This is a genomic window from Streptomyces sp. NPDC107559 (genome assembly GCF_055657365.1).
This window is the reverse complement of sequence record NZ_JBVKBD010000007.1, coordinates 260,637-279,195: the sequence shown is the minus strand read 5'-3', so window position 1 is coordinate 279,195 and position 18,559 is coordinate 260,637. Positions and strand designations below refer to the sequence as shown.

Annotated in this window: 17 protein-coding genes; 9 read left to right on the top strand and 8 right to left on the bottom strand. The window is 72.6% G+C overall.

The features are described 5' to 3' along the window. Positions 1–4 precede the first annotated feature (4 nt). The gene (locus ACZ7OY_RS22550) at positions 5–1,540 is read left to right on the top strand and encodes a cytochrome P450 (protein ID WP_471912993.1); all 1,536 of its coding nucleotides are present in this window, start codon (positions 5–7) and stop codon (positions 1,538–1,540) included. Here the strand turns inward: ACZ7OY_RS22550 and ACZ7OY_RS22545 are convergent. Further along, the gene (locus ACZ7OY_RS22545; protein WP_471912992.1) at positions 1,534–2,529 is read right to left on the bottom strand and encodes an RluA family pseudouridine synthase; all 996 of its coding nucleotides are present in this window, start codon (positions 2,527–2,529) and stop codon (positions 1,534–1,536) included. The two genes, ACZ7OY_RS22550 and ACZ7OY_RS22545, sit on opposite strands and share 7 nt — an antisense overlap. A 79-nt stretch (positions 2,530–2,608) precedes the next feature. On the opposite strand from ACZ7OY_RS22545, the gene ACZ7OY_RS22540 reads away from it, so the two are divergent. Next, on the top strand, positions 2,609–3,196 hold the full coding sequence (locus tag ACZ7OY_RS22540) for a GNAT family N-acetyltransferase (RefSeq protein WP_471912991.1): 588 nt from the start codon (positions 2,609–2,611) through the stop codon (positions 3,194–3,196). 190 nt (positions 3,197–3,386) lie between these two features. Beyond that, positions 3,387–3,902 (top strand): hypothetical protein, encoded by a 516-nt coding sequence (locus ACZ7OY_RS22535; RefSeq protein ID WP_471912990.1) that lies wholly within the window; start codon positions 3,387–3,389, stop codon positions 3,900–3,902. 25 nt (positions 3,903–3,927) lie between these two features. Here the strand turns inward: ACZ7OY_RS22535 and ACZ7OY_RS22530 are convergent, their stop codons facing one another. The 4 genes from ACZ7OY_RS22530 to ACZ7OY_RS22515 form a co-directional block, all read right to left on the bottom strand. Then, positions 3,928–4,164, bottom strand: a complete 237-nt coding sequence (locus ACZ7OY_RS22530) for a hypothetical protein (RefSeq protein ID WP_471912989.1) — start codon at positions 4,162–4,164, stop codon at positions 3,928–3,930. Positions 4,165–4,202: 38 nt separating this feature from the next. Continuing rightward, positions 4,203–5,768: an amino acid permease gene (locus ACZ7OY_RS22525; protein ID WP_471912988.1), complete on the bottom strand. Its 1,566-nt coding sequence runs from the start codon at positions 5,766–5,768 to the stop codon at positions 4,203–4,205. Positions 5,769–5,961: 193 nt separating this feature from the next. Continuing rightward, on the bottom strand, positions 5,962–6,807 hold the full coding sequence (locus ACZ7OY_RS22520; protein ID WP_471912987.1) for a siderophore-interacting protein: 846 nt from the start codon (positions 6,805–6,807) through the stop codon (positions 5,962–5,964). A gap of 152 nt (positions 6,808–6,959) precedes the next feature. Then, complete coding sequence (locus ACZ7OY_RS22515; protein ID WP_471912986.1) at positions 6,960–7,889, bottom strand: 5'-3' exonuclease; 930 nt, start codon at positions 7,887–7,889, stop codon at positions 6,960–6,962. A gap of 213 nt (positions 7,890–8,102) precedes the next feature. On the opposite strand from ACZ7OY_RS22515, the gene ACZ7OY_RS22510 reads away from it, so the two are divergent. The 4 genes from ACZ7OY_RS22510 (at position 8,103) to ACZ7OY_RS22495 (ending at position 13,335) form a co-directional block, all read left to right on the top strand. After that, the gene (locus ACZ7OY_RS22510) at positions 8,103–9,275 is read left to right on the top strand and encodes a quaternary amine ABC transporter ATP-binding protein (RefSeq protein ID WP_471912985.1); all 1,173 of its coding nucleotides are present in this window, start codon (positions 8,103–8,105) and stop codon (positions 9,273–9,275) included. Then, complete coding sequence (locus ACZ7OY_RS22505; RefSeq protein WP_471912984.1) at positions 9,268–11,085, top strand: ABC transporter permease/substrate binding protein; 1,818 nt, start codon at positions 9,268–9,270, stop codon at positions 11,083–11,085. Before ACZ7OY_RS22510 ends, ACZ7OY_RS22505 begins: the two co-directional genes overlap by 8 nt. Positions 11,086–12,012: 927 nt before the next feature. Then, positions 12,013–12,588 carry a helix-turn-helix domain-containing protein gene (locus tag ACZ7OY_RS22500; RefSeq protein WP_471912983.1) on the top strand — a complete coding sequence of 192 codons (576 nt, stop codon included), beginning with the start codon at positions 12,013–12,015 and terminating at the stop codon, positions 12,586–12,588. A 3-nt stretch (positions 12,589–12,591) separates the two neighbouring features. Next, on the top strand, positions 12,592–13,335 hold the full coding sequence (locus ACZ7OY_RS22495) for a helical backbone metal receptor (RefSeq protein WP_471912982.1): 744 nt from the start codon (positions 12,592–12,594) through the stop codon (positions 13,333–13,335). Here ACZ7OY_RS22495 and ACZ7OY_RS22490 read toward each other — a convergent pair. After that, positions 13,247–14,410: a TDT family transporter gene (locus ACZ7OY_RS22490; protein WP_471912981.1), complete on the bottom strand. Its 1,164-nt coding sequence runs from the start codon at positions 14,408–14,410 to the stop codon at positions 13,247–13,249. The genes ACZ7OY_RS22495 and ACZ7OY_RS22490 overlap by 89 nt on opposite strands. A 70-nt stretch (positions 14,411–14,480) precedes the next feature. Here ACZ7OY_RS22490 and ACZ7OY_RS22485 point away from each other — a divergent pair, with 70 nt between their 5' ends. After that, entirely contained in the window at positions 14,481–15,443 is a 963-nt protein-coding gene (locus tag ACZ7OY_RS22485) for a LysR family transcriptional regulator (protein ID WP_471912980.1), read from the top strand. A 22-nt stretch (positions 15,444–15,465) separates the two neighbouring features. On the opposite strand, the gene ACZ7OY_RS22480 is transcribed toward ACZ7OY_RS22485, so the two are convergent. Next, on the bottom strand, positions 15,466–16,152 hold the full coding sequence (locus ACZ7OY_RS22480; protein WP_471912979.1) for a gamma-glutamyl-gamma-aminobutyrate hydrolase family protein: 687 nt from the start codon (positions 16,150–16,152) through the stop codon (positions 15,466–15,468). Between the two features lie 207 nt (positions 16,153–16,359). After that, complete coding sequence (locus ACZ7OY_RS22475; protein ID WP_471912978.1) at positions 16,360–17,112, bottom strand: FadR/GntR family transcriptional regulator; 753 nt, start codon at positions 17,110–17,112, stop codon at positions 16,360–16,362. Between the two features lie 75 nt (positions 17,113–17,187). On the opposite strand from ACZ7OY_RS22475, the gene ACZ7OY_RS22470 reads away from it, so the two are divergent. Continuing rightward, positions 17,188–18,558 (top strand): glutamine synthetase family protein, encoded by a 1,371-nt coding sequence (locus ACZ7OY_RS22470; RefSeq protein WP_471912977.1) that lies wholly within the window; start codon positions 17,188–17,190, stop codon positions 18,556–18,558. Position 18,559 lies beyond the last annotated feature (1 nt).

Sequence of the window (18,559 nt, the reverse complement as noted above, 5' to 3'; positions counted from 1 at the left end):
CACCGTGACCTCTGAACACCACTCCCCGACCGGTGCGGACGACCTCGTGACCGGCCCGCCCCCCGGCTGTCCCGCGCACGGCCGCGGCCCCGGCGGACTGCACCGGATCTACGGCCCCGAAGCGGCGGACCTGGGCGAACTCTACGAGCAACTGCGCGACGAGTACGGCCACGTGGCCCCCGTGCTGCTCCACGAGGACGTACCGATGTGGGTGGTGCTCGGCCACGCCGAGAACATGCACATGGTGCGCACACCCTCGCAGTACACCCGGGACAGCCGCATCTGGACCCCGCTGCTGGAGGGCCAGGTCAAGCCCGACCATCCGCTCATGCCGCACATCGCCTGGCAGCCCATCTGCTCCCACGCCGAGGGCGACGAACACCTGCGGCTGCGCGGCGCGGTCATCGGCGCCATGTCGACGATCGACCCCCGGGGCGTGCGCCGCCACATCTACCGCCACACCCAGCGCCTGGTGAACGGCTTCTGCCTCAAGGGGCACGCCGAACTGGTCAGCCAGTTCGCCGAGCACCTGCCGATGGCCGTGCTGTGCGAGATCCTCGGCATGCCGGAGGAGTACGGCGACCGGCTGGTGCTCGCCGCCCGCGACGCGCTCAAGGGCACCGAGACGGCCATCGCCAGCCACGGCTACGTCATGGACGCACTGAGCCGGCTCACCGCACGCCGCCGGGCCCGGCCCGAGGAGGACTTCACCAGCCACCTCATCAACCATCCGGCGCGGCTCACCGACGACGAGGTCAGGGAACACCTGCGGCTTGTGCTCTTCGCCGCCTACGAGGCCACGACCAACCTGCTCGGCAACGTGCTGCGCCGGGTGCTCACCGATCCGGGCTTCGTGGCCCGGCTCAACGGCGGCCAGATGACGGTGCCCGAGGCGGTCGAGCAGTCCCTGTGGGACGAGCCGCCCTTCAGTACCGTCCTGGGCTACTTCGCCAAGCAGGACACGGAGTTGGGCGGCCGGCGCATCCGCCGCGGCGACGGGCTGCTGTTCGCCCCGGCCCCCGGCAACGTCGACCCCCGCGTACGTCCCGACCTGTCCGCCGGCATGCAGGGCAACCGCTCCCACCTCTCCTTCGGCGGCGGCTCGCACGAGTGCCCCGGCCAGGACGTCGGCCGCGCCATCGCCGACGTCGGCGTCGACGCGCTGCTGAGGCGTCTGCCGGACGTCCAGCTCGACTGCGACGAGGACGAGTTGCGCTGGACCACGTCCATCGCCTCACGGCATCTGGTCGAACTGCCGGTGGCGTTCGAACCGAAGCCGGAGCAGGACATCCGGGTCACGCCGACCCACGGCAACCCGATCCCGTCACAGCGTTCCACCTGGCAGGTCGGTTCGCTCGAACCGCAGCCCGCGCCGACCGTCGCCGCACAGTCCGGGCCGGTTGTCGCCGGGCAGCCCGGGCCGGCGGAACCGCAGTCCGCGCCCGCCGCCCAGCCGGACCGGCTCTCCCCGACGTCGACCGAGCCGGCTCACCGGCCCGGAGCCTGGCAGCGCCTGGTGCGCTGGTGGCGCGGCTACTGACCGGCCGGCCCCCCGGCCTGCCCGTCGACCGGTCCGTCGGCCCACTCCCCGTACGCGGACCACGCCGCCAGCGTCCGCCCGCTGCGGAACCGGTGCGCCACGCCCGTGACCGGATCGGTGAACTCCAGCTCCCGCGCCAGCAGTTGCAGCGGACGCCGGAAGTCATCGGCCGGCCGGGGGCCGGTCACCACGGGATACAGCGGATCGCCCAGGATCGGCACACCCAACCCGCTGAGGTGCAACCGCAGTTGATGGGTCTGACCGGTCCTGGGCAGCAGCCGGTACCGTCCCAGCGCGCCGCCCGGGCCGTCCCGCCACTCCAGCAGCTCCACGTGGCTGACCGCGTTGGGCTCGCCCTCGACCTCCCGCGCGTCCAGCACCCCGCGCTCCTTGACGATCCGGCTGCGCACCGTGGCGGGCAGCGCGAGCGCGGGATCGTACGGGGCGACCGCCTCGTACTCCTTGCGAACCAGGCGGTCGTGGAACAGCGTCTGGTACGCGCCGCGCTCCTCGGGACGCACCGTGAACAGCACCAGCCCGGCGGTGAGCCGGTCCAGCCGGTGCGCGGCGGTCAGGGACGGGATGCCGAGCTCCCGCCGCAGCCGGGCCAGCGCGCTCTGGGCGACATGGCCGCCGCGCGGTGTGGTGGCCAGGAAATGTGGTTTGTCGACGACGACGATGTGCTCGTCGCGGTGGACGACCTCCAGGGGGAACGGCACCGGCACCTCGGCGGGCAGCTCCCGGTGGAACCACACATACGCCCCCGGTGCGTACGCCGCGTCCGACGGCACGGCATGTCCGTCCGCGCCGACCACGAGGCCCGCCTCGAACATGGCGGCGACCGCACCCGACGGCGCCCCCGACATCCGCTCGACCAGATACCCGCACACCGTGCCCCACGAGCCCTGGACAGGCAGTCGCACCCGCACCGGGTCGACTCCGTCGCGCTGCGGCAGCGGGGAGGGCGGTGGCGGGGTCCGGCGTCTCATCGCCGACCAGCCTACGAGGCGGACCGCGCCCCGGGAAAACCGCTGGGCGCGTTCGGGGCGGCCGGGCAGGATGCCGACCATGCCCTTTCTGACGACCGACGTGCTGCCCGCGGGCACCCTCGCCGACCACCCCCAGCCCGTCCTGGCCACCGGTGACGGCCTGAGTCTGCGCCCCTGGCGGGCGGCGGACGCGCCCGCCGTCCACCGCGCGTTCCAGGACCCGGCCCTGCACCGGTGGCATCTGCGGGCCGCCGACTCCGAGGACGAGGTCGGCGGCTGGATCGAGGAGTGGCGGCTGGCCTGGGCCGGGGAACGCGACGCACAGTGGGCCGTCGTGGACGAGGTCACCGACCGGCTGCTCGGCCGGGTCGCGCTGCGCGAGATCGTGCTCGCCGAGGGTCTGGCGGAGGTCGCCTACTGGACCGTGGCCGACGCACGGGGCCGGGGCGTGGCCGCGCGGGCCACGGCGGCCCTCGCCGGCTGGGCCCTGGACGCGATCGGCTTCCACCGCCTGGAACTCACCCACGCCACCGCCAACGAGGCGTCCTGCCGGGTCGCCGCCAAGACCGGCTTCACCCTGGAGGGCACCAAGCGCAGCGCGGGACTCCACCGGGACGGCTGGCACGACATGCACCTGCACGCGCGGGTGCGGGGCGACCGGCCGTAGCCCCGCGCCCCGGTGTCCTCGGCCCGGGTAAGTGATCTGCACGGCGGTGACGGTCCGAGCGTGTGCCCGATGAAGGCGACGCCAGGGCGTCGATGGCTGAAGAGGGCATGACAAGATCGTGACTCTCGCGACATGGCATGTTCATGTTCGATTTGCATCGCCAACGCTTCTGGCTTCAATCCTCGCGATCATGAAATCTCTGAAGACCCTGAGACTGACCCTGCCCATGATGTTCGCCGCCCTCATGCTCACCGCGGCCGGCGCGATGTCCACCGCATCCGCGACGACCACCCGATGGGTGTACGAGAACGGATTCGAGCACAATTGCCTCACTTACTCCGCCACGACCAGCAACGTCTGGTCGGGCTCTTGCAGCGGGTCGACCGTCGCCTGGTACTGGGGCGCGTCGATAACCGACAACATCAGCGGGATCACCCTCCGCCAGTTGAAGCCCTGGTACACCGACGCAGACCTTTGCCTCACCACGGACTTCAAGACCGACACGAACGCCGTCTGGACGAGCGCCTGCGACACCGGCAACGACGGACAGTGGTGGCGTGCGGACAACAACGAGATCACCAACAGCCTCTGGCTCCCGAACAGCAACCTGCGTACCTCGGGCAACGGTGACGCCGTCTACTCCACCGTCCGGCCCCAGTCCGGCATCGAGTCCTCACGATGGACCTGGAACGGCACGCACAACTGACCACCCACGACGTAACGAAGGGCCCTCACTCCCACAGGGGGTGGGGGCCCTTCCGGTTCGGGCGCGAGGAGAAGCGGATGCGCGAGGACGCGAACGCGGCGCTGGAGAGGGCGAAGGCGAACGTGCGCGTGCCCGCGAAGCTGACGCTCCACGGGCTGCGTGACTTCCACGCCTCGTGCCTGATTGCCGACAACGCCAACGTGCAGGTGGTCCAGGTCCGGCTCGGCCACTCGAAGCCGAGCGTCGCGCTCGACAAGTGCACGGGCCTCCGGCCGACCGGCGAGGACAAGACGGCGGACGCTACCGAGTCGGTTCTGGGAGAGATTCCACAGGGGGCAGTTCCGACACCGAGTGCCCTCGTTGTGCCCGCAGTAGCCGCCACGTGAACCCCACACCTACCGTGACCAGCAGGAACAGCACCGTGAACCACTGGAAGTACCAGTGCCCGCCCGCCGGGTCGTACACCGCGGCGCGCGGCCAGGCGAGGTTGACGGTCATGAACAGGCCGTACACGAGCGCGAGCGCGTTGACGGGGACGCCCCAGCGGCCCAGGGAGAACAGCGGGGCGCCCGTCTCGTCGGTGCCGTGGACGGCGAACTCCCCGCGCAGCCGGCGTACCAGCAGGGGGCCGGTGACCATCGCGTAGGCCAGGTAGAGCATCACGATGCAGGTGGTGCCGATGGCCAGGAACGCCTCCGGGGAGGCGAAGTTCAGCAGCAGCAGGACCGCCGCGAGGACGCCCACGACCAGCGCGGGGCCGCTGGGCATGCCGGTGCGCGGGTCGACCTTCGCCAGGCGGGCGGAGAAGGGCAGTCGGCCGTCGCGGGCCATCGAGAACAGCATCCGGCAGGCCGCGGTCTGGATCGCCAGCGTCGCCACCGCGATCGCCACCACCACGTCGGCCAGCAGCAGCTTGCCGACGCCGTCGCCCAGGCTGCTGGTCAGGACGTAGCTGAGACCGTCCACCGCCAGGTGCCCGTCGGTGAGGCTGGGCGCGGCGAGCAGCCCGCCGAGCACGATCAGCCCGCCGAGCAGGCCGGCCGCGCCGAGCGCGGTGAGGATCGTGCGGGGTGCGGTGCGCCGGGGCTGATGGGTCTCCTCGCTCATCTCGCCCGCGCTGTCGAAGCCGATCATCACGTAGGCGGCCGTGAACGAGCCCACCAGCAGCGCGCCGAACAGGCCGTCCTGGGCGGCACCCGCGGTGTGGAAGGTGATGCCGGGGGAGCGTTCGGAGTGGGTGAGCAGCAGGACCACGATGAGCACCGCGCCGATGATCTCGGCGGTCACGCCGATCCGGTTGACCAGGGACATCACCCGGTTGTCGAGGATGTTCACCAGGGTCGTCAGGACCAGCAGGAGGACGCCGAGCAGCGCCGCGTTGGCCGCGCCGTCCGCGGACGTGGGGGCCGGGTCGGTGCCGATCAGCTGGAAGCCGGACCAGATGGCCGGGAGCACCATCTGCAGGGCCAGCGCCGCCGCGGCGACCACCACGATCTGCCCGATCACCATGATCCAGCCGGCGAACCAGCCGAAGGCGGCGTTCGCCAGGCGTGAGGACCACTGGTAGATGGCGCCCGAGATCGGGTAGCGGGCGGCGAGTTCCGCGAAGCAGGCGGCCACCAGCAACTGCCCGACCAGCACGGCCGGCCAGGCCCAGAAGAAGACGGGGCCGCCGAACGCGTACCCGAAGGCGAAGAACTGGAAGACGGTCGTCAGTACGGAGATGAAGGAGAACCCGGCGGCGAACGAGGCGTACCGGCCGAGGCTGCGGTGCAGTTCCTGGCGGTAGCCGAACTCCGCGAGCGACTGGTCGGCGGGGGGCCTCGGGGGGTCGGGACGTACGTCGGAAGCGGCTGTGGTCGTCACGGCGGCACCTGCCTTGGGCACGTAATTCCTGTCGGGCGACAGAAATTAGGGACCGCTCGTTTCGTCCGCGTCACGCCGTCGTGTCCGGAGCGGGCCCAAGTCCTCACGCCCTCGCGGCCGTTCACGGCGTGCGGGTGCCGGGACACGACGAAGCGGCGGCCCCGAGGGGTGCCGCCGCTTCGTCGTACGCGCTTCACGCCGAGGGCGCGGAGCCTTCCTGCTCGGCTTCCACGCGAGCGTTCCACTCCCGCTTGGAGGCCTGCCAGCCGTCCTCGTTGTGGCCGAGCCGCCAGTAGCCGGAGATCGACAGGTCCTCGCGCGGGATCTCCCGCTCCACCCGCAGCAGCCGGCGCAGCTCCTTCACGAAACCGGCCTCGCCGTGCACGAACGCGTGGACGCGGCCCTCCGGGAAGTCCAGGCCGCGCACCGCCTCGGCCAGCTTCTCGCCCACCGGCGCCGCGCCGCGGTGCAGCCAGACGATCTCCACGTCGGAGTCGACCTTCTGCTCCTCCTCCGGGCCCGAGACCTCCACGAAGGCGTGCGCCACGGCGCCGTCGGGCAGGCTCTCCAGCGCGGCCGCGATCGCGGGCAGCGCGCTCTCGTCACCGGCCAGCAGATGCCAGTCGGCGTCCGTGTCGGGGGCGTAGGCGCCGCCGGGGCCCATGAAGTGGACGGTCTCGCCCGGCTGGGCGCGGGCCGCCCAGGGCCCGGCGAGGCCCTCGTCGCCGTGGAGCACGAAGTCCAGGGTCAGCTCGCGGTGTTCGTGGTTCCAGGCGCGCACGGTGTAGGTCCGGGTCACCGGCCACTGCTCACGCGGGAACTCGGCCCGGATCCGCTCCACGTCGAAGGGCTCCGGGTAGGTCGCGCCCCCGGCCGGGAACAGCAGCTTCACATAGTGATCGGTGCAGGTCCCCGCGGTGAACTCGGCCAGCCCCTCGCCGCCCAGCACCACCCGCTGCATGTGCGGGGTCAGCCGTTCGGTGCGAACGACCTGCGCGGAGTGCGGCTTCCGCGGCTTTCGTGCCGGACGCTCTGCCATGGCGGCCTCCCAGTCGCTATCTAGCTTAGGCTTACCTAAGTTAGCATCACTTTCCTCGGTGAGGCCCTCTGGACCGGGAGGTTCATGAACCTCTCGGGCAGATCATGACTCCTCGCCCTCGGTGCGGTCAGGTCCTGGCGCGGGAACAATGATCACGCGCCCGGCGTGCCCAGCGTGGTCAGCAGCCGGTTCAGCGACCCGCCCAGCCCCCAGCGCGCCGCCAGCGCGTCCAGTGCCTGCGGGTCGCGCGCCCGGCGCGGCAGCGCCGTGTCGACGTCCGGCAGCGGGACGTCGTCGGCGACCCGGACGACCTTCGGCGCCACCGCGAGATACGGCCGCGCCTCGTCGAGCCGCCTGCGCTGCGTCGGGGTCAGCCGGGCCGCGGGGTCGTCCACGGCCGCCATGATCCCGGCCAGGTCGCCGAACTCGGCGAGCAGCTTGGCCGCCGTCTTCTCGCCGACCCCGGGCACCCCGGGCAGGCCGTCGCTCGGGTCGCCGCGCAGCAGCGCCAGATCCGCGTACCCGCGCCCGTCGACGCCGTACTTCTCCCGCAGCAGTGCCTCGTCGGTCAGCTGGAGCGTGCCGACCCCCTTGAGCGGATACAGCACGCGCACCCCGCGCGCGTCGTCCACGAGCTGGTACAGGTCGCGGTCGCCGGTGACGATGTCGACCGGACCCTTCGCGCGCGCGGTGAACGTGCCGATCACGTCGTCCGCCTCGTACTCCGCGACGCCCACGCGGGCGATGCCCAGCGCGTCCAGGACCTCCTCGATGACCGGCACCTGCGGGGACAGCGTGTCCGGCACCTCCTCCTGGTCCGGGCCTGCCGCGCGCTCCTCGGCGACCCGGTGCGCCTTGTACGAGGGGATCAGCTCGACCCGCCAGTGCGGCCGCCAGTCGGCGTCCATACAGGCCACCAGGTGCTCCGGATGATGGTCCTTGACCAGCCGGTCGATGAACTCCAGCAGCCCGCGCACCGCGTTCACCGGGGTGCCGTCCGGTGCCTTCACGGAGTCCGGCACACCGAAGTAGGCGCGGAAGTACAGGGAGGCGGTGTCGAGGAGCATCAGTCGTCCGGTCACGCTCGCATCATGCCGTACGGCACCGACAACCACTCGTCAGGGCGACAGCGCGGCGGGCACGTGGCGGACGTGAACGCGCTGTGAACCGGGTCACTGGTGTGTTTGCCAGGTGAGAGCCGGGGCAGGCGCCGCTTCGGAGCGACGGAGATTGCAATTTCAACGTTTGCGGTCGGCCGTCTCTCCGCGACCTGTCCCCGAGAGCAAGAGGCCCGTGTGTCAGCCACACTTGAAGCCGAACATCTCTACAAGGTGTTCGGCAGACGACCGGACCACGCAGTCGAGCGGCTGCGCAACGGAGCCGACCGGGAGGAGCTGCGCGCCGACGGCGCCACCGCCGCCGTGATCGACGCCTCCTTCACCGTGGAACCGGGCGAGATCTTCGTCGTCATGGGCTTGTCCGGATCGGGGAAGTCCACGCTGCTGCGCATGCTCAACGGTCTGCTCCCGCCGACGGCCGGGCAGGTCCGCTTCGGCGGCCAGGACCTGACCGGACTCGACGCCCGCGGCCTGCGCGAGGTCCGCTCCAGGAGGATCAGCATGGTCTTCCAGCACTTCGCGCTCTTCCCGCACCGCAGCGTCCGCGACAACGCCGCCTACGGTCTGGCGGTGCAGGGCGTGCCCCGCGCCGAGCGCGCACGCCGCGCCGACGAGGCGCTCGCCCTGTGCGGCCTGGCCGGCTGGGAGAAGTCCTGGCCCGACGAGCTGTCAGGCGGTATGCAGCAGCGCGTCGGACTGGCCCGTGCCCTCGCCACCGACGCCGAACTGCTCCTCATGGACGAGTCGTTCAGCGCGCTCGACCCGCTGATCCGGCGCGACATGCAGGACCAGCTCCTCGAACTCCAGAAGACGCTGAAGAAGACGATCGTCTTCATCACCCACGACCTCAACGAGGCGATGCGCCTGGGCGACCGTGTCGCGGTGATGCGCGACGGCCGGGTCGCGCAGATCGGCACCGCGCAGGACATCCTCGTACGCCCCGCCGACGACTACGTCGCCTCCTTCACCCAGGACGTCGACCGCTCCCGGGTGCTGACCGCCGATGCCGTCATGGACCGCGCGGTACGCGGCGACGAGGCCGACTGCGGCTGCGAGACCGCGACGCCGCGGACCCCGTTCACCGAACTGTGCGCGATCAGCGCGCGCGTGCCGCACCCCGTGGCGGTGCTCGACGCCCGGCGCACCCTCGTCGGGGTCGTGCCGCGACAGCGTCTGCTCGGCTTCCTCGGCGACGAGCCGGCCGCCGCACCGGGCAGCTGCGACACGCCCCGCGCGACGGACGGCGCGAAGGCGACGACGGGCGGCGCGAAGGCGACGGCGACGGACGGCGCGAAGGCGACGACCACGGACGGCGCGAAGGACGGCGCCAAGGCGGTGGCCCGTGCCTAGGATTCCGCTCGGCGACTGGGTCAACAGCGCGGTCGACTGGCTGCTCGGCCATGTGTCCTGGCTGTTCGACGTCCTCAAGGCCGTCTTCACCGGTGCCTACGACGGCATCGACGCCGTACTCCAGGCCCCGCAGCCGCTGCTGCTCGCAGGGATCTTCGCCGTGCTGGCCTTCTGGCTGCGCGGCACCCTCGCCGGTGTCCTCACCTTCGTCGGATTCGCCTTCATCGACTCCCTCGGACTGTGGGACGACGCGATGGTCACCCTGTCGCTGGTCCTCGTCGCCACCGTCATCGCCCTGGTGATCTCGGTCCCGTTGGGCATCTGGGCGGCCCGCTCCGAGCGGGTCGGCGCACTGGTCCGCCCGGTCCTGGACTTCATGCAGACGCTGCCCGCGATGATCTACCTCATCCCGGCGATCCTCTTCTTCGGCACCGGCGCCTCCGCGGGGATCGTCGCCACCCTGATCTTCGCGCTCGCCCCGGGCGTGCGCATGACCGAACTGGGCATCCGGCAGGTCGACAAGGAACTGGTCGAGGCCGCCGAGGCGTTCGGCACCACGCCCCGTGACACCCTGCTGCGCGTCCAGCTGCCGCTGGCCCTGCCCACCGTGATGGCGGGCGTCAACCAGGTCATCATGCTCGGCCTGTCCATGGCCGCGATCGCCGGCATGGTGGGCACCGGCGGTCTCGGCGGCGACGTCAACGAGGCCATCGGCCAGCTCGACGTCGGCCTCGGCTCCGAAGCCGGCGTCGCCATCGTGATCCTCGCGATCTACCTCGACCGGATGACCGGCGCACTCGGCACCCAGGTCTCCCCGCTCGGCCGCCGCGCCGCTCTGCGGGCGCGTGCCGCCGGAGGCACGAGGATCTGGTCCTACCGTCCCCGTCCTCAGTTCGCCATGATCGGCATCGTCGTCCTCGGCCTGGTGTCCGGCGGTCTGGGCGTCCTCGGCGGTACCGGCGGCACAGGCGGTACACCGGCCGTCGCCGACGGCAAGGACGTCGGCCGGGGCGAGAAGATCACCATCGGGTACATCCCCTGGGACGAGGGCGTCGCCTCCACCTTCCTGTGGAAGGAGATCCTCGAACGGCGCGGCTTCCAGGTCGACGCGAAGCAGTACGACGCCGGGCCGCTGTACACCTCGCTCGCCCAGGGCGACGTCGACTTCGAGACCGACTCCTGGCTGCCCACCACCCACGCGCAGTACTGGAAGAAGTACGGGGACCGCCTCGACGACCTCGGCTCCTGGTACGGCAGGACGTCCCTGGAGCTGAGCGTGCCCTCGTACGTGAAGGGCGTCGACTCCCTCGACGACCTCAAGGGCCAGGCGTCGCGGTTCGGCGGGAAGATCACCGGCATCGAGTCCAGCGCCGGCGAGACGGCCCTGCTCAAGAGCAAGGTCCTCAAGGAGTACGGGCTGGACCAGGAGTACAAGGTCGTCGACAGCTCCACGCCCGCGATGCTCGCCGAGCTCAAGCGCGCCTACAGCAGGAAGGAACCGATCGTCGTCACGCTCTGGTCGCCGCACTGGGCGTACAACGACTACGACCTGAAGAAGCTGAAGGACCCCAAGGGCGCCTGGGGCACGGGCGACGGCGTGCACACGCTGGCCCGCAAGGGCTTCGCCGCCGACAACCCGGTCGTCGGCACCTGGCTGAAGAACTTCCGCATGACCGAGAAGCAGCTCACCGGCCTGGAAGCGGCGATCAACGAGGCGGGCAAGGGCAGGCAGCAGGAGGCCGTGCGCGCCTGGCTCAAGGACAACCCGGACGTCGTCGACAAGGCGGCCCCCGTCCCGGCCAAGTCCTAGGGCACCCACCACCGGCAAGTCCTGGGGCACCATCGGATCGGGCCCGGCACCGGTGGGACGAACCTCCGAGGGGTGGGCCTTTCCGCGCGACCTGACAGCGCGCGGGAAGGCCCGCCCCTCGGGTCATGTCCGGAAACCGACCGGAGCCCGCGCGCCCGCCGTGCGCCGGGGGATCACTCCCATGCCTACGGAAAAGATCCGGACAACCACACAAAGCTACGAATGGTTCGGGTCCGAGGGGGGACCGGGCCGGGGCATCCGGCTGCCACGGCCGGTTCGCCCGCAGTTCCCCGGCCGTTCCCCGGCGTCCGGAGGGCCACGGCCCGCCCGTCCGGGGCCTGCCGTCCCCCGGGCCCGCCTCGCCCGTGTCCACCGCCGTCGACGGGCGGGCACCTGCCTCGATGCCGCAGCCACCCCGCCTTGACCAGCAGGTTCGGACCCGGGAGACGGGCGGGAACATACCCGGTGAACGGCCGGGAACATCGGGGAGCGCTCGCGCGTTCAACCGAAAAGCACCACGCTCGTGCTGATCGAGGGTCAGTCCGTGCGGGAGGGAACCGGCAGTCGGCCGGCGACGGCCTTGCGGCCCGCGTCCGGACATGCCGACCTGCCGACCGTCCGCGCCCCCTGCGGCAGCCGGGCCCTGGCGGCCCCGTCGGACACGCCCGTCACCGGTCCCGGAGGGCGCCCGGCCCTGCCCATCAGCCCGTTCGTCCCGTGCGAGGGGAGTGAGGCTCCGGAAGTCCGGCCGATTGATCCACTGGCGAGAACTGTGAGGTCCGAGCCGACGCAATGTGTCGCCGATGTGACGGCCGCCTGAAACGGTTTGCCGAACATGCGTAGGGTGCAGAGAACTCATCAGGAGGAGTGCGCGCGGACCCTCGCGCACGGACGACCGGGCGACGAGCGGAGGAGGCAGCGGGCGCGATGGGCGACCACAAGGAACAGCCCCTGCGGGTGGGCGCGGCCGTGCGGCGGCGCCGTCGCGCGCTGGAGCTCACCCTTGCCGTCGTGGCCGAGCGAAGCGGCCTGTCGGTCCCCTTTCTGAGCCAGGTCGAGAACGACCGGGCGCGCCCCAGCAGGAGTTCCCTGGAGAAGGTCGCCGACGCCCTGCGCACCACCGCCGTCGAACTCCTCGCCGCCGCCGACCCGGCGTGCAGCGTGGACGTCGTGCGCGCCGAGGACAACGTGCCGGGCGCCGGACCCCAGGCCAGGTCGCTGGTCCGCGGGCACCACCAGATGCACGCCTCGGAGTTCACCGGCGACCACGAGGCGGGTCGCGAGATCCAGTACCGCAACGACCAGCTGATGTACGTCGCCGACGGCGCGGTGGAGATCGAGGCGGAGGGCCGCGCGTACCGCCTCGGCCGCGGGGACACGCTGTACCTGACCGGCGGGGTGCGCCACCGGTGGCGGGCGACCGTACCGGACACCCGTGTGGTCGTGGTGGCGGTGGCGGAGCACGTCGAGGCAGTCCAGGACAGGCGCGGCAGGCGGCGGTAGCCCATGCGGATCGTCTCGCTGGTGCCGTCCCTGACCGAGGCGGTGGCCGTGTCCCTGCCCGGCGTCCTGGTCGGCGTCACCGACTGGTGCACCCACCCCGCCGGCCTCGACGTGGCCCGCGTCGGCGGGACGAAGAACCCGAAGACCGAACGGATCCTCGCCCTCGCGCCCGACCTGGTGATCGCCAACGAGGAGGAGAACCGCGCACCTGACCTGGCCGCGCTGCGCTCGGGCGGCCTCGAGGTACTGGTGACCGAGGTGCGGGACGTGCCGCAGGCCTTCCGTGAACTGGACCGGGTGCTGCGGGCCTGCGGGACGCGGACCCGGCCGCGCTGGCTGGACGAGGCGGAGGCGGCCTGGGCGGCGCCGACGACCGGGGCCGGGGGGCGCACCGCCGTCGGCACGGGACGTACGACCGCCGTCGTGCCGATCTGGCGCCGCCCCTGGATGGTCCTGGGCCGTGACACCTTCGCCGGTGACGTGCTCGCCCGCCTGGGCGTCGACCACCTGTACGCGTCCCACCCCGAGCGCTACCCGCGCGTCCCCCTGGAGGAGCTGCGCGCCGCCGGGCCGGACCTCGTCGTGCTTCCCGACGAGCCCTACCGCTTCACCCCCGACGACGGTCCCGAGGCCTTCCCCGGGCTGCCCTGCGCGCTCGTCAGCGGACGGCACCTGACGTGGTACGGGCCGTCGCTCGCCGAGGCGCCGCGGGCACTGGCGTCGGCCCTGCGAGCAGCACACCGCTGACCAGGCCGCGGACGGTGTGCGCGGCCACGGTCGCCCAGGCGCCCACGAGGACGGCGTACAGCGCGACCGCGAGCCCGTCGAAGGCGACAAGACCGGTGTGCCGGGCCAGCGCCCCGGCGCCGGTGACACAGGTGCCGACCGGGAAGGTGAAGGCCCACCAGGTCATGGCGAAGCCCATCCCGTGCCGGTGCGCCCGCAGACACAGGGCGGTGGCCAGACACAGCCAGAACAGCGCGAAACCCAGGACGGGGACGCCGTACAGGACGGCGAAGCCCGCGAAGGCCTGCTCGTACGGGGCCTGGACGACCCCCGGCGCGGCGTCCGCGATGTTCCCCACGGCGGTCGTGGACTGGCCGAGCGGGCCGAGCACCAGGAACAGGGTCGGGGTGAGCGCGAGCGGCAGCGGGCCGCCCGTGAGCAGCCGGCCGAAGACCAGCGGCAGCATCAGCAGGGTCGCCAGCAGGCTCAGCCCGAACAGCGCGAAGCAGCCCAGCAGCAGTGCCTCCCGGGGCTGGCCGGCCGGCAGATGCGGCACCAGCAGCGGTCCGAGCGCGGCGGACACCATGGGCGCGACGACCGGCAGCAGCCACACGGGCGTCGCCTGCCCCGGCTCGATCCGGTGGTGCACGGCCATCAGGTACGGCACCGCGACGGCTGCCGCCAGGCCCACGACGGTGCCGGCGCTGAACAGGACCGTGTCGACGGCGACCGCGGCCCCCGTTCCGATCACGTCCCGGCCGACGGTGACGGCACCCCCGCCCACGGCCAGCAGCGCCATGGCCAGACAGCCGTAGAACGGGGCCGCCGCAGGATCGAGGAGATGGGCGCGGGCCTGGTCCCGGTGGTGGGTCCAGTGCAGGGCACGGGCGGTCAGCAGGGTCACCAGCAGAGCGAACGACAGGACCCACACGGCCGCGCAGACGGCACGCAGGCCCGGAACGTGGACGGGCAGTCCCGCGCCTGCCGTGGCCACGATGGCGGTGCCCATGACGGAGGCGTACCAGTTCGGGCCGAGGTGGCGGACCGCCGCGGCGCGGCCGGCCGGACGGGACAGGGAGAGGGCATCGGTGACCATGCCTCCACCATCGCCCGGCCCATGGCCCGCGACCAGGGGCGATGTGCCTATGGGGACATAAGGTGGACTTATGAGCGAGACGAGCGGTCCGAGCGGGGCCCGGGAGCAGGGGGATTCGGTCGCCCACCGGGTCCCGGACCTCGGCGCCCTGGAACTGCTGTTGGCGGTGGCACGGCTGGGCAGCCTCGGCGCGGCCGCGCGGGAGCTCGGCATCACCCAGCCCGCCGCCAGCAGCCGGATCCGCTCGATGGAGCGCAGGCTGGGCCTGGCGCTGGTGGACCGCTCACCGCGCGGTTCCCGGCTCACCGACACCGGAGCGCTGGTGACCGACTGGGCGCGACGGGTGGTCGAGGCGGCGGAGGCCTTCGACGCGGGCACCCAGGCCCTGCGCGATCGCCGTGACTCCCGGCTGCGGGTGGCGGCGAGCATGACGATCGCCGAGTACCTGCTGCCGGGCTGGCTGCTCGCGCTGCGCGCCCAGCGCCCCGACACCGCGGTGTCGCTGCTGGCGGGGAACTCGGCGTCGGTGGCGGAACGGCTGGTCGCGGGTGAGGCGGACCTCGGCTTCGTGGAGGGGCTGGACGTCCCGCCCGGCCTGGACTCGGCGGTCGTCGCCCACGACCGGCTGATCGTGGTGACGGCACCCGGCCACCCCTGGGCCCGCCGCAGACGCGCCCTGGCCGCCGGGGAACTGGCCGCGACACCGCTGATCCTGCGGGAGACGGGCTCGGGGACCCGGCAGGTCCTCGACGCGGCCCTGGGCGGCCTGGCCCGCCCGCTGATCGAGCTGTCCTCGACGACGGCGGTGAAGGCGGCGGCGGTCGGCGGGGCCGGGCCCGCGGTGCTGAGCGAACTGGCGCTGGGGGAGGAGCTCGCGATGCGCCGCCTGGTGAGCATCCCGGTGGAGGGCGTCCGGCTGCGGCGTGATCTGCGGGCCGTGTGGCCGGCGGGACACCGGCCGGCGGGCCCGGCGCGCGACCTCCTGTCACTGACCCGCGGCCCGTCCCCGACCACCCCACCCGCCAACCACTAGTGCAGCGTCGGTGCGGCCCGGCTCAGGACGCGGCGGTGACCAGGGCCCGCAGCACGCGCAGGTCCTCGCCCATCTCCGGGTGCCACTGCACGCCCAGCACCCACCCCGCCGAGGCGGGCAGTTCGATCGCCTCGACCGTGCCGTCCGCCGCGTACGCCGACGCGACCAGGTCCGTGCCCAGCCGGTCCACCGCCTGGTGGTGATACGTCGGTACGGCCGTCTCCTCCGGCACGATCCCCGCGTACAGCGTGCCCGGGACCGGCTTGACGGGGTGCAGTCCGAAGACGCCGACCACCTCCGCGTGCCCGTCGAGATGCTGGACGAGAGTGCCGCCGGCCGCGACGTTCAGCAACTGCATGCCCCGGCAGATGCCCAGCAGCGGGACGCGCGCGGCGAGCGCGGCCTCGATCAGGGCCAGCTCCCAGGCGTCCCGGGCGCGCGCCGGCGGCCCGGTACGGGGGTCGGGTCCGGCTCCGTAGCGCACCGGCTCGACGTCCGGACCGCCCGCGATCACCAGCCCGTCGAGCCGTGCCACGGTCGCGGCGGCATGTTCCGGCCCGTCCGGCGGCAGCATCGCCGCCAGTCCGCCGGCCCGCTGGACGAGTCGCGGATACCCGGCCGGCAGCAACGCCGCCTCCAGCTCCCACACGCCCCAGCGCACCGCGGGCTCCAGATACGTACTGACACCGATCAGCGGTCTGCGCGCCATGCGCCCTCCCACACCGTGCAATGGATTGCCCCCATACCTTTGCTGAGGTCACCCGTGCGCGGCAAGAGGTCCGGGCCGCCGTCCGGGCCGCCGTCCGGGCCGCCGTCCGGGCCGCCGTCCGGGGCGCCGGGGGCGCCGGCCTGACGGCCGCGGTCCGGGTCCGCACGCCGAGAACCCCCGTCGTCCCCGCGGCTGCGGGCCGGGGGCTCACGCCAGGAAGCCCCGCAGCAGCGCCGCCGTCCCCGCGCAGTGCTCCCGCGCGATCTCCCGTGCCGCGTCCGCGTCCCCGTCCAGGACCGCCTCGACCAGGGCGCTGTGCTGGCGCTGCGAGTGCTCCAGGTTGCGCACGAGCAGCGGGATGCAGTCCAGCAGGTCGTTCACCGTGGCCCGGACGGCCGCGTACCGCGCGGCCAGCGACGCGGAGCCGCACAGCTCGGCCAGGGTGAGGTGGAGCAGCGTGTCCCGGCGCCGGTACTCCGCGAGCGGCGCGTCGTGCGTGCGGGCCAGCGCCTCGCGCAGCCGGGCCGCCTGCTCGTCCGTCAGCCCGTGCGCCGCGCACAGCCCGGCCGCACCGACCTCCAGCACCTCCCGGAAGCGCAGCACGTCCTCGATGTCGACCTCGGCGATCCGGCGGCGCAGCTCGTCCTCGCCGCCGGCGTCCGTGCGCGGCAGCACGAACGTCCCGCCGTAGCGGCCCCGGCGGGGCTCGACCAGCCCCTGGTCCTGGAGCACCTTCAGCACCTCGCGCAGCGTCACCCGGCTGATCCCGAGCCGCTCCGCCAGCTCCCGCTCGGCCGGCAGCCGTCCGCCGCCGGGCACCAGGCCCAGCCGGACGACCTGGAGGATCTGCTCCAGCGCCTCCTCGAAGCCGTTGCCCGCCCGGACCGGCCGCAGCACCGGCGCGAGACGGTCGTCCGGTCCTTCGGCAGCCGGTCTCTCCGGGTCCGTGCCCCGCGACATGCGGCCGCACCCCCTTCCCAAGCAATGGTTCTCGGCAATACCTTATGGCTCCCGGCCCGGCGAAGGAGGCCCCCTGTGGCAGACCGCACGCCCCCGCTGAGCGTCGAGGAGCTGCGGGCTCTCGTCGCGAGCGGTGAGATCGACACCGTCGTCCTGGCCTTTCCCGACATGCAGGGCCGGCTCCAGGGCAAGCGGTTCGCCGCCCGGTTCTTCCTCGACGAGGTCCTGGAGCACGGCACCGAGGGCTGCAACTACCTCCTGGCCGTCGACACCGAGATGAACACCGTCGACGGGTACGCGATGTCCTCCTGGGACCGCGGCTACGGCGACTTCGCCCTGCACCCCGACCTGTCCACGCTGCGCCGGGTGCCCTGGAACGCCGGCACGGCCCTGGTGATCGCCGACCTCGCCTGGGAGGACGGCTCGCCCGTGGTCGCCGCGCCCCGGCAGATCCTGCGCCGCCAGCTGGACCGGCTCGCCGAGCACGGGTACACCGCCCAGGTCGGCACCGAGCTGGAGTTCATCGTCTTCAAGGACACCTACGAGCAGGCCTGGGACGCCAACTACCGCGGCCTGACCCCGGCCAACCAGTACAACGTCGACTACTCGGTGCTCGGCACCGGCCGGGTCGAGCCCCTGCTGCGCCGCATCCGCAACGAGATGGCCGCCGCCGGCCTCACGGTCGAGTCCGCCAAGGGCGAGTGCAACCCCGGCCAGCACGAGATCGCCTTCCGCTACGACGAGGCCCTGGTCACCTGCGACCAGCACGCCGTCTACAAGACCGGAGCCAAGGAGATCGCCGCCCAGGAGGGCGTCTCGCTGACCTTCATGGCCAAGTACAACGAGCGCGAGGGCAACTCCTGCCACATCCACCTCTCGCTCGCGGCCGCGGACGGCACCAACGCCATGGCGGGCGGCGCGGACGATCGGGACGGCATGTCCGAGGTGATGCGCCACTTCCTCGCCGGACAGCTCGCCGCACTGCGCGACTTCTCCCTGCTCTACGCCCCCAACATCAACTCCTACAAGCGCTTCCAGCCGGGCTCCTTCGCGCCGACCGCCGTCGCCTGGGGCCACGACAACCGCACCTGCGCCCTGCGCGTGGTCGGCCACGGCCGCTCGATGCGGTTCGAGAACCGGCTGCCCGGCGGCGACGTCAACCCGCACCTCGCCGTCGCCGGACTCGTCGCGGCCGGGCTGTACGGCATCGAGCACAAGCTCGACCTGCCCGAGGCCTGCGCGGGCAACGCCTACGCCGCCGAATACGCACAGGTGCCCACCACGCTGCGCGAGGCCGCCGAACTCTGGGCGGACAGCCCGATAGCCCGTGCCGCCTTCGGCGACGAGGTCGTCGAGCACTACCGCAACATGGCCCGCGTCGAGCTGGAGGCCTACGACGCCGCGGTCACCGACTGGGAGCTGCGCCGCTCCTTCGAACGCATGTGAG

Excerpts from the sequence above, each read along its gene's own strand:
- ACZ7OY_RS22545 (WP_471912992.1), bottom strand. The coding sequence starts at position 2,529 with ATGAGACGCCGGACCCCGCCACCGCCCTCCCCGCTGCCGCAGCGCGAC.
- ACZ7OY_RS22540 (WP_471912991.1), top strand. The coding sequence starts at position 2,609 with ATGCCCTTTCTGACGACCGACGTGCTGCCCGCGGGCACCCTCGCCGAC.
- ACZ7OY_RS22535 (WP_471912990.1), top strand. The coding sequence starts at position 3,387 with ATGAAATCTCTGAAGACCCTGAGACTGACCCTGCCCATGATGTTCGCC.
- ACZ7OY_RS22520 (WP_471912987.1), bottom strand. The coding sequence starts at position 6,807 with ATGGCAGAGCGTCCGGCACGAAAGCCGCGGAAGCCGCACTCCGCGCAG.
- ACZ7OY_RS22500 (WP_471912983.1), top strand. The coding sequence starts at position 12,013 with ATGGGCGACCACAAGGAACAGCCCCTGCGGGTGGGCGCGGCCGTGCGG.
- ACZ7OY_RS22495 (WP_471912982.1), top strand. The coding sequence starts at position 12,592 with ATGCGGATCGTCTCGCTGGTGCCGTCCCTGACCGAGGCGGTGGCCGTG.
- ACZ7OY_RS22490 (WP_471912981.1), bottom strand. The coding sequence starts at position 14,410 with ATGGTCACCGATGCCCTCTCCCTGTCCCGTCCGGCCGGCCGCGCCGCG.
- ACZ7OY_RS22485 (WP_471912980.1), top strand. The coding sequence starts at position 14,481 with ATGAGCGAGACGAGCGGTCCGAGCGGGGCCCGGGAGCAGGGGGATTCG.
- ACZ7OY_RS22480 (WP_471912979.1), bottom strand. The coding sequence starts at position 16,152 with ATGGCGCGCAGACCGCTGATCGGTGTCAGTACGTATCTGGAGCCCGCG.
- ACZ7OY_RS22475 (WP_471912978.1), bottom strand. The coding sequence starts at position 17,112 with ATGTCGCGGGGCACGGACCCGGAGAGACCGGCTGCCGAAGGACCGGAC.